This is a genomic window from Kiloniella majae (genome assembly GCF_002118315.1).
GTDB classification, from domain to species: Bacteria; Pseudomonadota; Alphaproteobacteria; order Kiloniellales; family Kiloniellaceae; genus Kiloniella; species Kiloniella majae.
The window spans coordinates 212,514-226,387 of the sequence record NZ_MTSZ01000002.1 but is presented as its reverse complement, the minus strand read 5'-3'; the positions used below and the strand labels follow the sequence as shown (position 1 = coordinate 226,387).

At 46.2% G+C, this 13,874-nt stretch carries 12 protein-coding genes; 7 read left to right on the top strand and 5 right to left on the bottom strand.

Annotated elements, in window-relative coordinates; translation table 11 throughout:
* Window positions 1-5 precede the first annotated feature (5 nt).
* Entirely contained in the window at window positions 6-2,234 is a 2,229-nt protein-coding gene (locus BKB51_RS07080; RefSeq protein ID WP_085900420.1) for an esterase-like activity of phytase family protein, read from the top strand.
* Between the two features lie 62 nt (window positions 2,235-2,296).
* Here BKB51_RS07080 and BKB51_RS07075 read toward each other — a convergent pair whose 3' ends face one another.
* The 3 genes from BKB51_RS07075 to BKB51_RS07065 form a co-directional block, all read right to left on the bottom strand.
* Window positions 2,297-3,763, bottom strand: coding sequence for a methyl-accepting chemotaxis protein (locus BKB51_RS07075; protein ID WP_085900419.1), 1,467 nt, complete (start codon window positions 3,761-3,763; stop codon window positions 2,297-2,299).
* Window positions 3,764-3,810: 47 nt separating this feature from the next.
* Window positions 3,811-4,140 carry a hypothetical protein gene (locus BKB51_RS07070; protein WP_085900418.1) on the bottom strand — a complete coding sequence of 110 codons (330 nt, stop codon included), beginning with the start codon at window positions 4,138-4,140 and terminating at the stop codon, window positions 3,811-3,813.
* A 258-nt stretch (window positions 4,141-4,398) separates the two neighbouring features.
* A complete protein-coding gene (locus BKB51_RS07065; RefSeq protein WP_085900417.1) occupies window positions 4,399-5,304 on the bottom strand; it encodes a LysR family transcriptional regulator in 906 nt (301 codons plus the stop codon).
* 225 nt (window positions 5,305-5,529) lie between these two features.
* Between BKB51_RS07065 and BKB51_RS07060 the strand changes: the two genes are divergently transcribed.
* The 6 genes from BKB51_RS07060 (at window position 5,530) to BKB51_RS07035 (ending at window position 12,352) form a co-directional block, all read left to right on the top strand.
* Window positions 5,530-7,029 carry a CoA-acylating methylmalonate-semialdehyde dehydrogenase gene (locus tag BKB51_RS07060; protein ID WP_085900416.1) on the top strand — a complete coding sequence of 500 codons (1,500 nt, stop codon included), beginning with the start codon at window positions 5,530-5,532 and terminating at the stop codon, window positions 7,027-7,029.
* A gap of 102 nt (window positions 7,030-7,131) precedes the next feature.
* Entirely contained in the window at window positions 7,132-8,283 is a 1,152-nt protein-coding gene (locus BKB51_RS07055) for an isobutyryl-CoA dehydrogenase (RefSeq protein WP_085900415.1), read from the top strand.
* Window positions 8,280-9,353 carry an enoyl-CoA hydratase/isomerase family protein gene (locus BKB51_RS07050; protein ID WP_085900414.1) on the top strand — a complete coding sequence of 358 codons (1,074 nt, stop codon included), beginning with the start codon at window positions 8,280-8,282 and terminating at the stop codon, window positions 9,351-9,353. The genes BKB51_RS07055 and BKB51_RS07050 overlap by 4 nt, the downstream gene beginning before the upstream one ends.
* A 19-nt stretch (window positions 9,354-9,372) precedes the next feature.
* Complete coding sequence (mmsB, locus tag BKB51_RS07045) at window positions 9,373-10,254, top strand: 3-hydroxyisobutyrate dehydrogenase (protein WP_085900413.1); 882 nt, start codon at window positions 9,373-9,375, stop codon at window positions 10,252-10,254.
* A gap of 52 nt (window positions 10,255-10,306) precedes the next feature.
* Window positions 10,307-11,923, top strand: a complete 1,617-nt coding sequence (locus tag BKB51_RS07040) for an acyl-CoA synthetase (RefSeq protein ID WP_085900412.1) — start codon at window positions 10,307-10,309, stop codon at window positions 11,921-11,923.
* 105 nt (window positions 11,924-12,028) lie between these two features.
* Window positions 12,029-12,352 (top strand): hypothetical protein, encoded by a 324-nt coding sequence (locus BKB51_RS07035; protein ID WP_085900411.1) that lies wholly within the window; start codon window positions 12,029-12,031, stop codon window positions 12,350-12,352.
* 89 nt (window positions 12,353-12,441) lie between these two features.
* On the opposite strand, the gene BKB51_RS07030 is transcribed toward BKB51_RS07035, so the two are convergent.
* The gene (locus tag BKB51_RS07030; protein WP_085900410.1) at window positions 12,442-12,999 is read right to left on the bottom strand and encodes a hypothetical protein; all 558 of its coding nucleotides are present in this window, start codon (window positions 12,997-12,999) and stop codon (window positions 12,442-12,444) included.
* A 193-nt stretch (window positions 13,000-13,192) separates the two neighbouring features.
* Window positions 13,193-13,681: an Lrp/AsnC family transcriptional regulator gene (locus BKB51_RS07025; protein ID WP_085900409.1), complete on the bottom strand. Its 489-nt coding sequence runs from the start codon at window positions 13,679-13,681 to the stop codon at window positions 13,193-13,195.
* Window positions 13,682-13,874: the final 193 nt, after the last annotated feature.

Sequence of the window (13,874 nt, the reverse complement as noted above, 5' to 3'; positions counted from 1 at the left end):
ACGTAATGAAAAATATTGGTAAGTCCGCAAGTCTGGCCGTTGTGGCTATGTGTCTTGCAACATCGGCGTTTGCCGTTGAACCTTTTAGCCGCCTGTCTTCTTTTCCAATTTATGAAAATCTGCCCAAAGGCAAAGAGAAAGCAACTGAGACTGTAGCTGAGATTGTTGCGTCGGCGATGAAGGGGACGATGCTTGTTTACACGGACTCTGAATTGGAAGCGATTGGTAAAGTTGATATCTTTGATCCTGCCAATCCCAAACCTGCTGGGGTTGTAAATGTTGGTGGTGAGCCGACATCTGTGACAGTTAAAGATAACTACGCTTATGTTGGGGTTAATACCTCTAAGAGTTATGTAAAGCCTTCCGGTTATATGGCGATTGTTGATCTGAAAGCGAATAAGGTTATCGCAAAATGTGATGTGTCTGGACAGCCTGATAGTGTTGCGCTTAGTCCAAACGGAAAATATCTTGCGATTGCCATTGAGAATGAGCGGGATGAAGACTTGAATGATGGTGTCATTCCGCAAAACCCGGCTGGGCATCTTGCAACATTCCGTTTGAATGATAAGGGGTTGCTTTCAAACTGTGATAATGCTGTTGTCACCGACTTAACAGGCCTGGCGGACATTGCGCCAACTGATCCCGAGCCCGAGTTCGTTTCTATTAACGCGCTTAATCAGGCTGTTGTGACGCTTCAGGAAAACAATCATATCGTTATTGTTGATCTGGAAAATAACAAAGTCGTCAATCACTATTCTGCAGGAACATCGTCAATTACAGGCGTTGATAACACAAAAGATAAAGCAATATCACTAACGGAAAGCCTGGCTGATCTTAAGCGGGAGCCAGATGCGGTTTCCTGGATTGATGACAATCGTTTTGTAACTGCAAACGAAGGTGATTACGAAGGTGGATCACGTGGCTTTACCGTTTTCTCCAAGTCAGGTTCTGTGTTGTTTGACAGTGGTTCTCAGACAGAACGTCTTGCGGTTTCAATGGGGCACTATCCGGAAAAAAGATCTCACAAAAAGGGAACAGAGCCAGAAGGTGTGACTGTTGGAACTTATGGTGATGATCGCCTTGTCTTTGTCGGACTGGAACGTGCCAATCTGATCGGCGTCTATCAAGACGTGAAAACAGGCGACGGCCTGAACAATCGCTTTGATTTTGTGCAAGCTCTGCCATCTGGTGGTGTTGGTCCCGAGGGAATTGTTACCATTCCATCCCGTGGGCTTGTTGTTATCGCTAACGAAAAAGATGATATCAAAGACGGATATCGTTCAAACCTGGCGATCTACAAACAGGGTAATGAGGGTGTAAGTCTGCCGCAGATTGTGTCTGTTGATGGGGCCAATGGTTCGCCGATCGGTTGGGGGGCACTATCAGGCCTGACCGCAAATGCGACAGATCCATCAATCCTCTATGCTGTGAATGACAGCTTCTATTCCACAGCGGATATTTTCACAATTGATGTGGCGTCTCGTCCGGCCCGTATCGTTTCTTCGCGCCGTATTACCAAAGCCGGGAAGCCTGTCGAGAACCTTGATCTTGAGGGTATCGTTGCTGCACCGGATGGTAGCTTCTGGGTTGTTTCCGAAGGAAAGCCGGAAAAGCGTGAGAGCAAGCTTTTACATGTATTGCCAACGGGGCAGGTTGCCCGTGAAGTTGCCTTGCCAGTAGCACTTGAAAGCCAGATGAAGAAGCATGGTCTCGAAGGGGTGACGCTTTACAACGATACACTTTATATTGCGGTACAAAGAGCCTGGAAAGATGATGCAAAAGGCTATACGAAAATCATTTCTCACGATCTGAAAGCCGGAACCTGGGGTGTAAATGCCTATCGTTTGGATGAACCTGAAAGCCCTGCTGGCGGTTGGGTTGGTTTGAGCGAAATCACAAGCCTGGGCAATGGTGATCTCGCGATTGTTGAGCGGGATAACAAGGGCGGTCCGGATGCGGCAATCAAGCGGATCTATCGCGTATCTGTGAAGCACACGGCCGCTGCCGAGCTTGGGGCAAAGGAAGTTCCGGTTTTACGTAAAACCCTGATCAGAGATGTTCTTGTTGATCTGAATCGTGCAAACGGTTGGACTCCTGACAAGCTTGAAGGCTTGACTGTTGCTGCAGATGGTACCGTTTATGCTGTGACAGATAACGACGGTGTTGATGATTCAACGGGTGAAACTCTGTTCTTGAATCTGGGACCAATTGATAAGGTTCTTGCGAGCCAGTAGTTTCGCGGTAAACACTTCATAAAAAGCCCCGTCCCTTTTTTAGGGCGGGGCTTTTTGCTTTTTTAGGCATCAGCTCTTCTGAGCTGTCCTATGAATTCTTTTACTTGTTGTTCAAGTTGTCCCGCTTCATCCGCAAGGCTTGATGCTGAACTGTGCACTTGATGAGCTGCGTCGCCTGTTGAGTTTGCTGTTTCTCTTACTTGGCGGATATTCGACGTTACCTGGTCTGTACCGTTCGCAGCTTGTTGTACCGACATTGTTATCTCAGACGTTGCGGCACCTTGCTCTTCAACTGCGGAAGCGATAGCGGTCGCGACTTCATGAATTGATTTTATCGTTCCCGATATACTTTTAATCGCAGAAACGGCATCTTTTGTTTCTGATTGTATTGCGTTTATCTGTGATGAGATATCTTCCGTGGCTTTAGCTGTCTGGTTTGCGAGTGATTTAACCTCGGATGCAACAACCGCAAAACCTTTGCCAGCCTCACCTGCTCTTGCGGCCTCGATAGTTGCATTGAGCGCTAAAAGGTTGGTTTGCTCCGCAATATCATTGATAAGCTTTACAACTTCACCAATTTTATCAGCTGCAATGGCTAAGCCTTCTACTTTATTATTGGTATGTGAAGCTTCTTCTACAGCACTATTTGCAATATCTGCGGACCGTTGTACTTGTGATGAAATTTCGTTAATTGAAGCGGAGAGTTCCTCTGTAGCAGCAGCAACAGATTGGACATTCGTGGATGCTTCTTCCGCTGCATTCGCTACAACAGATGTTTGACTGGATGATTGAGTTGCGGCGCTGGACATATCTTGGGCAACCGTTTTCATTCCATCTGCAGACCCGGAAAGAGACGAAATAATTCGACCAATTGAAGCCTCAAAATCATTTGCCATTTGCAAGCGAGCTTCATTGTTTTTTTCTTTTGCATTGTGCTCGGTTTTTAACTGCTCTTGTCTGGCTCTCTCAATTTCTTCTTGAGCGAAAGTTGCTTCGGATAGGGCCTTGGATGCTTGGCTGAATGCAGCTTCAAGTTTAATGGCGAGCCATAAAAGGACAACAGTTTCGGCAATGACAATTACGGCATGTAATATTACTCGGAAAAGATCAGCTCCTGAGGGGAAGATAGCTACTGGTAGTAAGAAATTTAAAACTAAATGGTGAACCGCAACTGTAGCTGCTGCGATAACAATTGCCCGCCAGTTACATAGGGCCGTTACCATTGCGAGGCTGGCAAAAAAGTACATATGTATGTCAATTTGCCACGGATGGCCTTTGAAGAGGTAGGTGATAATAGCTGGCATTAAGCTCAAGCCAACAGCGATCACATAATGTGTTGCTGCAGAGTTTATGCCTGTAGTTTTCCAGGTTAAGCCAACAGCAATTGATACGGCTATTGCCATGATTGTTACATCTATAAACGCTACGCCCAGAATTAGTGCAATAACTGGCGTTAAAACTATGTGAGCAAATATGAATAGAATGAACATTTTCGCTGCACGTGTTCTTATTGTTTGTAGGTCATTCATGGCTTTAAACTCTTATGTTTATGTTTAAGCGGATCAATTCAGGTATGTCATGTTTTGGTGAAAAAGCAGCTTCCTGTTGCGATTGCATCAAGCAGCAGGAATGCTGAGGGAATCTTGATATCGGCGACGGGAATGTTTTTTCCAAAATCAACAATCAACAAGTTATCCCAATAGCCTATTCTGACTAATCTGGCATTCATGCTATCGAGTGAGTTAATGTTTTCTTGGAAAGTTTGGGTAGGGGGAAACAATACGGCAATCTGTTGGGCGTTTTCTGCTGGGCGAAAATACATATACGCTAAATAGATACTGCTGAATAAAATCAGTAATAGTGCTGGCGCCAGATTTTTAAGAGAAAAATTATCCTCTAACTCCATAAGATGTTCCCATTAGACTGATTGCTTGCGACAACCTTAGCTCTGTGTTTTTTCTAAATAGCTCAACTGTAAGGGTTCGTAGTTCATAAGTAATGATGCTATACTAAGCACTTACAAGTTAATACCTTGCTAATTGAAGCCTGTTTGGGAAGTAGTGACGGAATTTCCTAAGGTATTATATTACTTGGATATGTTGTTGTTTAGTTATGAGGTGAGTGAATATTAAATAACAATGGATTAGTTTGTTAGTAAAGTCTCTTAAGTTTCTGGTAAAAATACTTTTCTTTCTCGGGTGACTTTTTCAACAATAAAATCAACAGCGGCTCTTATTCGGGCAAATCCCTGAAGATCTGCATGATAGATAAGCCAGAAGGTACGCATAAAGTTAACTTCTTCACGCAGTACCGGGACCAGATTTTCCTGATTATCCGCCATAAAGCAGGGCAGTATACAGATACCGGCCCCTGTTGATGTCGCGTGCATCTGGGCGATCAGGTTTGTGCTGCGGAGTTGAGGGCGTAGCTCCTTCCCGATTTGAGGGACGTAATTTAATTCGGGTGAGAAGATCAGATCTTCGATATAACCTACCAAACGATGTTCTTTAAGTTGATCTTTATGGGTTATTGGTCCTCGGCGTTCCAGGTATTCCGGCGATGCGTAAAGTCCCAAGCGGTAATCGGTGAGCTTGCGGGATCTCAAGCGGCCTTCTGTGGGGCGGCTTAGGCCAATCGCGATGTCTGCCTCGCGCTTTGAAAGGCTAAACATGCGCGGCATTGCGACGAGATCAATTTCCAACCCGGGGTGTGATCGACAAAGATCACAAATTCTTGGAGCTAGAAAGTAACTGCCAAAACCATCCGGCGCGCCAATTCTGACCGCTCCGGTCAAATCCAGATCGGCCCCGGCAATCTCGTTTTGAACGCCCATTGCCATGGTTTCCATGGACTCTGCCGCGCCAAGCAGTCGCTGTCCGATTTCTGTCAGGGCATAGCCTTGGGGACCGCGTTCGAACAAGGTCGCGTTCAACGCGGTTTCAAGGGCCTGAATGCGTCGACTGACTGTGGTATGATCCACTTTCAGGCGTTTTGCTGCAATTGTCAGTTTTCCTGTTCTCGCAACGGCGAGGAATGGGCGGAGGTCATTCCAGTCAAAAGTAGGGTTCATGATGTATTTTCGCACACTGGTTTGTTACTATTACCTATAGCTGTGCAAAAAAAACAATGCAAGTCTATGTGACAAGATCGAAAAGCTGGCATCTTTTGTTCAGACGATTCTTATTGGGTTTCTGGATTTACAGGCAGATGCTCTTTTAAACAATTTGCCGCGTTCTGTGTCCTGTGTTGTTTTGACATACGCTCAGGCGCGATCACTATTTGAAGGAGATGCGGTATGACCGCTGAACTCTATCACCTGATTGGTGGCGAAAAAGTAAAAGGTACTTCGGGACGTTTTAGCGATGTTTTCTGGCCAATGACCGGAGAGATTGCCGCGAAGGTGCCTCTGGCTTCTGAAGATGAATTGAGAGCTGCCGTAGAAAATGCCAAGGCGGCTCAACCAGCATGGGCGGCGACCAATCCGCAAAAACGTGCACGTGTGATGCTCAAGTTCCTTCATCTTTGCCAGGAAAACTATGATGAACTTGCTGATATGCTTTCGCGCGAACATGGCAAAACTATCCCGGATGCCAAAGGTGACATCCAGCGCGGGTTAGAGGTTGTTGAGTTTGCGTGTGGTATTCCGCATTTGCAAAAGGGTGAGTTTACCGAAGGTGCAGGTCCGGGCATTGATATGTTCTCTATGCGCCAACCCTTGGGCGTTGTTGCGGGCATTACACCTTTTAACTTCCCTGCCATGATCCCGATGTGGAAATTTGCACCTGCAATCGTTTCCGGTAATGCCTTTATTCTTAAACCTTCCGAGCGTGATCCTTCATTACCCTTACGCTTGGGTGAGCTGATGCTAGAGGCTGGCCTTCCGGCAGGCATCTTGAATGTTGTAAACGGCGATAAAGTCTCTGTGGATGCCATTTTGGATGACCCGGATATCAAAGCCGTTGGTTTTGTTGGCTCAACGCCTATTGCAGAGTATGTCTATACACGTGCAACAGCGCAGGGCAAGCGAGCACAGTGTTTTGGTGGTGCTAAGAACCACATGATCATTATGCCGGATGCGGATCTGGATCAGGTTGCTGATGCCTTGATCGGTGCTGGTTATGGATCTGCCGGGGAACGCTGTATGGCAATTTCTGTGGCTGTTCCTGTTGGTGAAGAGACTGCGGATCGTCTGGTTGAAAAATTGACGCCACGTGTTGAGGCGTTGAAAATTGGTCTGTCGACTGATCCGGATGCAGATTTCGGTCCGATGGTCACCGCAGAAGCGGTCGAACGCACCAAGGGATATGTTGGCCTTGGTATTGAAGAAGGCGCAAAGCTCGTTGTTGATGGCCGTGACTTTGTCATGCAGGGCTATGAAGAAGGTTTTTACATGGGCGGGTGTCTGTTTGATAACGTGACACCTGATATGCGCATCTACAAAGAAGAGATTTTTGGCCCGGTTCTTTCAGTTGTACGTGCCAAGGACTATGAAGAAGCACTGCGTCTTCCTAGTGAGCATGAATATGGTAATGGCGTTGCGATCTATACCCGTGACGGTGATACAGCCCGTGACTTCATGACCAAGGTGAATGTTGGTATGGTTGGTGTGAATGTTCCTATTCCTGTGCCGCTTGCCTACTACACATTTGGTGGTTGGAAGCGTTCCGGTTTTGGTGATCTGAACCAGCACGGACCAGATGCTATTCGTTTCTACACCAAGACTAAAACTGTGACCCAGCGTTGGCCTTCCGGTGTAAAAGAAGGTGCCGAGTTCTCAATTCCAACAATGGATTGAGTTTAGAATACGGGATGTTTCCAGATTGCTGTTTCGATAATCGCTGTAACGGTAATTAGAGGAAGCATCCCGCTCTCTTTTTTCTGAATAAAAGATAAGCTGATGAGCCAATTTGAACTGAATGAAGAACAGTGTGCTATTCAAGAAATGGCACAGGATTTCGCCCGTGACAAAATTGCACCTTTCGCGTTGGAGTGGGATGAAAAAGAACATTTTCCTGTTGATGTAATGCGTGAAGCGGCCGCTCTTGGTATGGGGGGGATCTATGTTCGGGATGATGTCGGTGGCTCTGGCTTGGGACGTTTGGATGCTGCGTTGATTTTTGAAGCGCTTTCTGCTGGATGTCCGGCTGTATCTGCCTTTATTTCTATTCACAATATGGCATCGTGGATGATTGATCGCTTTGGCACAGAAGAACAGCGCCAAAAGTGGTTGCCGCAAATGATGACGATGGATTTGATTGCCAGCTATTGTCTGACCGAACCATCCGCAGGATCAGACGCCGCGGCTTTGAAAACCAAAGCAGTTCGTGATGGGGATGATTTTATTCTCAATGGTGCGAAACAGTTTATTTCTGGCGCGGGGACATCTGATCTTTATTTGGTTATGGCCCGTTCAGGCGGGGATGGCGCGGGTGGTGTTTCCTGTTTCCTGGTACCGAAAGATGCCGAGGGCGTTTCTTTTGGGGCCAATGAAAAGAAAATGGGATGGAAAGCACAGCCGACAAGAACGGTCGTGATGGAAGATGTACGCATTCCTGCTGCGAATATGATCGGTGAAGAAGGGCAGGGGTTCAAGATCGCCATGATGGGGCTTGATGGTGGTCGTTTGAATATCGGTGCCTGTTCCCTTGGTGGCGCACAATCTGCGTTGGATAAAGCCATTGGCTATATGGGCGAACGTAAAGCCTTTGGAAAATCGCTTGCCCAGTTTCAGGGATTGCAGTTCAAGGTTGCCGATATGGAAACAGAACTGACAGCGGCCCGCACACTGTTATATACAGCGGCAACCAAGCTGGATGCGAAAACTCATGATGCAACGCGCTGGTGTGCGATGGCAAAACGTTTTGCGACAGATACCGGTTTTACGGTGGCAAACGAAGCCCTACAAATTCATGGCGGGTATGGATACTTGGCGGATTACGGCATCGAAAAGATTGTCAGAGACCTCAGAGTTCATCAAATTCTGGAAGGAACCAACGAGATTATGCGACTGATTATATCTCGTGACCTGTTGAAAGGAGACAGAGCATGACAGATGAGTTGATCGTTCGACAGGAAGGTAGTGCCGGACGTATTACGCTTAACCGTCCAAAAGCCTTGAATGCTTTGTCGCTGGATATGGTTCATGGAATGCTGGCTGCTTTGGAAAGCTGGCAAACAGATGAAACGGTTCGGGTTGTTATCGTCGATGGTGCTGGTGAGCGCGGTTTGTGTGCCGGGGGCGATATTCGCGCCCTTTATAAATCCGGACAGGAACAGGACGGTGTTGCCCAAAAATTCTGGGCAGATGAGTACAAGCTCAATGCGCTTATTGCCAATTATCCCAAGCCCTATGTTGCTATTATGGATGGCATTGTCATGGGCGGTGGCGTTGGTATTTCTGCACACGGCAGCAATCGTCTGGTGACGGAACGTTCCATGATTGCCATGCCTGAAACGGCGATTGGTCTTTTCCCTGATGTCGGCGGTACGTGGCTTTTGGCAAATGCGCCGGGCGAAGTTGGTACATTCCTGGGATTAACCGGACATCGTATCGGGGCGCAAGATGCTATTTATGCGGGATTGGCAGATATTGAAATCCAGAGTGACAAGCTACCCAATTTGATCGAAGTCCTGTCTCAGGCCGATTACGGTTCTGATGCGCGGGCAGATGTTGATAGTTTGCTCAGAAGTTTCACTGTGAGTTCCGGACAATCTCAACTTGCTGAAATTCGAGGTCAAATAGATCAAATCTTCTCTCATGATGCTGTCGAGGAAATTGTGACTGCTGCTGAAAAAGCAGATAGCGATTTGGGACAGAAAATAGTCAAAGATCTTGCTGGTCGCGCGCCGCATTCAATGAAGGTAACACTGGCAGCTATTCGTAAAGCAAGCACATTGGGCGGGATCGAAGAAGATCTGGATATGGAATACCGTCTCGCGTGTCGGATGTTTGAACAGAAAGATTTTTTCGAAGGCGTTCGCGCGGTTGTTATCGATAAAACCGGAAATCCCAAGTGGTCCCCTGCGACATTGGAATCTGTGCCAGAGGCAATGGTGAGCGATTGTTTTGCAAGTCTGGGATCAAATGAACTTGGTCTGTCATCTGGGATAATCCGGTAAATCGGAAGAGGAAAAGAACATGAAAACTATAGCATTTATCGGGTTGGGTAACATGGGCGGCCCGATGGCGGCTAACCTGGTGAAAGCCAATTATGTGGTTAAAGGTTTCGACCTGTCCGAAGAAGCAAAAGATCAGGCCAGAAAAGGTGGTATTGAAATTGTGGAGAATGTTGACAAAGCGGTTGCGGCTTCTGATGCAATTATCACGATGCTTCCAGCGGGAAAACACCTTCTCAGTGTCTATGAAGTCACGCTAAAAGTTGCCAAGCGAGGATCACTTTTTATTGACTGTTCAACCGTAGATGTTGATAGCTCACGCACGGCCCATGACGCGGCTGAAAAAGCGGGTATGTTATCCCTCGATGCTCCGGTCTCCGGGGGTGTTGGTGGGGCAACAGCTGGTACCTTGACCTTTATGGCTGGTGGCACGAAAGAAGCCTTTGATAAAGCGCATGAGCTTCTGGATGTTATGGGCGGAAAGATTGTTCACTGTGGTGGTGCAGGGAACGGACAAGCAGCTAAGATCTGTAACAACATGATCCTTGGTATTTCGATGATTGCTTCGTCAGAAGCTTTTAATTTGGCTGAAAAACTTGGACTTGATCATCAGGCACTGTTTGATGTTGCTTCCACGTCTTCGGGCCAGTGTTGGTCAATCAACACCTATTGCCCTGTTCCCGGGCCAGTGCCGACCAGTCCTGCAAACAATGACTATGCGCCGGGCTTTGCCGCCGCTTTGATGCTAAAGGATCTAAAGCTCTCTCAGGATGCTGCCAAATCAGCGGGTGTGCCAACACCGCTGGGATCTCATGCAGAAGAACTTTATCAAAGTTTTAATGATGCAGGTGGAAGCGGGATTGATTTTTCCGGTATTATCAATCATTTAAAGAGCGATAAATAACATTCGGTTTCGGTCGGTAATCTTCCGGCGACGATACAAATTAGGGGTAACCATGTTAAGCCACGGGTCTGATTATCACGCGGTTAAAGAGGCCTTTGAGTGGGATATACCGGATAACTATAATATCGGTGTTGATGTCTGTGATAAATGGGCTCAACGAGCACCGGTTCGTTTGGCGCTTAGCTTTGTTGATATAGATGGAAATGTCGCTGACTACAGCTTTGGTGATCTGAAAGATTACTCTAATCGTATGGCTAATCTTCTGTCGTCATCAGGGATCAACCGGGGTGACAGAGTTGCTATTTTACTACCGCAATCATTGGAGACGGCATTCTCTCATATTGCAGCCTATAAAATGGGCTGTATTGCTGTGCCTCTTTTCATGCTCTTTGGTGTGGAGGCGCTGGAATATCGACTGTCAAACTCGGGTGCACGCGCGGTTATTACCAATCAGGCCGGTGTTGAGAAGATTAATGAAATCAAAGGTCGACTGCCTGATCTGAAACACGTTTATTCCATTGACGGTGCTTCTGCTGGAGCAAAGGATTTACATCGGGATCTGTTGTCGCAATCTCCTGATTTCATACCTGTGCAGACAAAGCCGGATGATCCGGCTTTGATTATCTATACTTCTGGAACAACGGGGCAGCCTAAGGGCGCACTTCACGCGCACCGTGTCCTGCTTGGGCATCTGCCGGGTGTTGAGATGTCACATGATTTCTTTCCGCAACCGGGCGATAAAATCTGGACACCCGCAGATTGGGCTTGGATCGGCGGGCTTCTGGATGTCTTGTTACCTGCGTTACATCACGGCGTAACTGTTGTTGCCCGACGGTTTGAAAAGTTCACAGCCGAAGCAGCGTTTGATCTGCTCGCGGAACAGGGGATCAGGAATGCTTTTATTCCGCCAACGGCCCTGAAAATGATGCGGTCAGTTGCTGACCCTGAAATTCGCTGGGATTTAAACATGCGCTCTATTGCTTCAGGCGGGGAGTCTTTGGGGACAGAGCTTCTGGACTGGGGACAGAAAACATTCGGCTTAACAATCAATGAATTTTACGGACAAACAGAATGCAATATGATTGTGTCGTCCTGCGCCAAAATTATGGATGCAAGGCCGGGCGTAATGGGCCGCGCCGTTCCCGGGCACAATCTGGCAATTGTTGATGACAAGGGAGAGGTTCTCCCACAGGGTACCTTGGGTAATATCGCTGTTAAATCGCCTGATCCTGTCATGTTCCTAAAGTACTGGAACAATCCGGATGCAACTAAGGCCAAGTTTGCGGGTGACTGGTTGTTAACAGGTGACACAGGCATTCTTGATACGCAGGGTTGGATACAGTTTGTCGGTCGGGATGATGACGTTATTACGTCATCCGGTTATCGCATTGGTCCTGGCGAGATCGAAGACTGCCTGATGGGGCATCCGGCTGTGCGCATGGCAGGGGTGATTGGCAAGCCAGATCCTCAACGAACCGAAATTGTAAAAGCCTTTATCGTGCTCAATGATAATTTTCTTGGGGATGATAATCTGGCATCAGAAATCCAACTCTTTGTTAAAAAACAGCTCGCGGCGCATGAATACCCGCGCGAAGTTGCTTTTGTCGATGCATTGCCCATGACGACAACGGGTAAGATTATTCGGCGTGAATTAAGAGAGTTGGGGTGAACCTCAATCATATTATTTACTGCAAGAATGCTACTTTCTGTAAACTGAACAAAATGTTATTTTATCTTATCTCGGTTTTCAGGAAATGATTTAAGGTTCTTGGTAATGGACGTTCCTCGCCTAGTGGTAGATTTTAACGAACTGATTGAGAGTGACTTTATACTGTTATCAAAAACAGATGTTCGAGAAAATTTTTCTGGAAACTTGATTACCTTATATGAAGGTATGGAAGTTATTGTATTTGAAGTAGATTGTATTTCTCGTGGTGATCTTTGGATCAAATGTAATTTAATCGCTAGTGGTGTTGTTGAAAAAAACAGCGGGGAATTCTTTCCCTATGTAAAGTGGTGTTGCCGCATTAATGAAAAAGGCATTTATCATGAAAATGAAGAATGGCATCGAAAGCACGGCGAAGTAATTCAGTGCTAATATTTTGCATCGGGTAAATTCATATCGAATATAACCCGTATTAAACGCATTGCCTTGAAAAGAAAGTCAAGGCAATGCGGCACATTAATTTACAACCAAGTCTGATCTTTCAGGTTATGGGTAATCAGCTTTTGATAGAGGCGGTCTCTTGCCTTAATACTCTTAGGATTAGCCCAATCCTGTTCTATGAGATCCCAATCTGAATCTTTAGGATCCAGTCCCAGAGTCTTGATAAAATCTTGTTCCGTGACCAAAAACTGGGTGCCATAGACTAGCAGATACCCGTTGGTCTGGTTCCTGTGTTCTTTGGCTTCAGGGTAGAATACGGTCCAAAAATTTGTATAGGGCATACATCTGGATGGACAGAGAAGTTTGCCATAATCAAGTTCTGATCTTTCTCTGGTCGGGACGGGGGCCGTTTCCATCTGGATAATTTGAGATAGATGTGACCAACCCTTAAACCCAAGCGCTTTTGCTATTTGAGATAAACAATGTTTGCGCTTAACTGTCTCGATAATATCAAGATCAGACAGATTTTTTAAATCCGGGTTCTTTTTTATGAAATCAAGGCTCGTTTGTTTCCCCGTTGTGATATTACGGTGAAGAATGCGGGCGTTATGTTTTAGCTCATGGATACTATCAGCCATAGAGTTTCTCCTTGTACCGGATCTATCCGCTCCTCGCGATCCAGAGAATTCTTTGGGTGATTACTCATCGTATTCATCGACAATAACAGGGTGTTTTGACTTTTGGCGGTGAGGCACCCCTGTGTACCTTGCGCCGGACACTAAAATAAAAATAACGATATGGCAATAGCCTTGAGTGCAAGAGACATGGTGCTCATGACGCTTTGGTTTCAACCAAATCAAGGGGAAGGCCTGTGGTATATTTAACCTGTGATACGGCAAATCTGGAATGTACTTCGGCTATGTTAGGGAGTTGTAACAGATGATCCCGAAGGAAACGTTCGTAAGCACGCATGTCGGTTGTGACAACGCGTAGAATATAATCCATGCCACCGCTGACAGTATAGCATTCGGTAATCTCGTCAAAGCGGCTAACCCGACGTTCGAAGTCCTCAAGGCCGTGTTGCGCCTGTGCTGAGATTTTTACAGTGGTAAAGACCACGATCTCTAAACCAAGGCTATCTGAATCAATAATGGCCACACGGCGTTTTATGATTCCTTTTTCTTCCAGGCGTTTTATCCGTCGCCAGCAGGGCGCGGGGGAAAGGCCAACTTTATTCGCAAGTTCTGCATTACTGATATCAGAATCCTTCTGAAGAACTTTTAGGATTTTTTTATCCGTATTATCGATCTTTGGCAGCATAAATATTTCTCATATTTTCGAATAAGCGAAATCAGATTGCTATTGTAGCGAATTAATTACGAAAATAGAAAGAACATTTCTTTCTTCTTGAAGCAGAATAATAGAAGCCAAAAAGATAATAATAATTGGCAGAAATAAACAGAGCTTGAGAAACATGCTTCAAGAACATGTTTAAGCATATGTTTAAGTATAT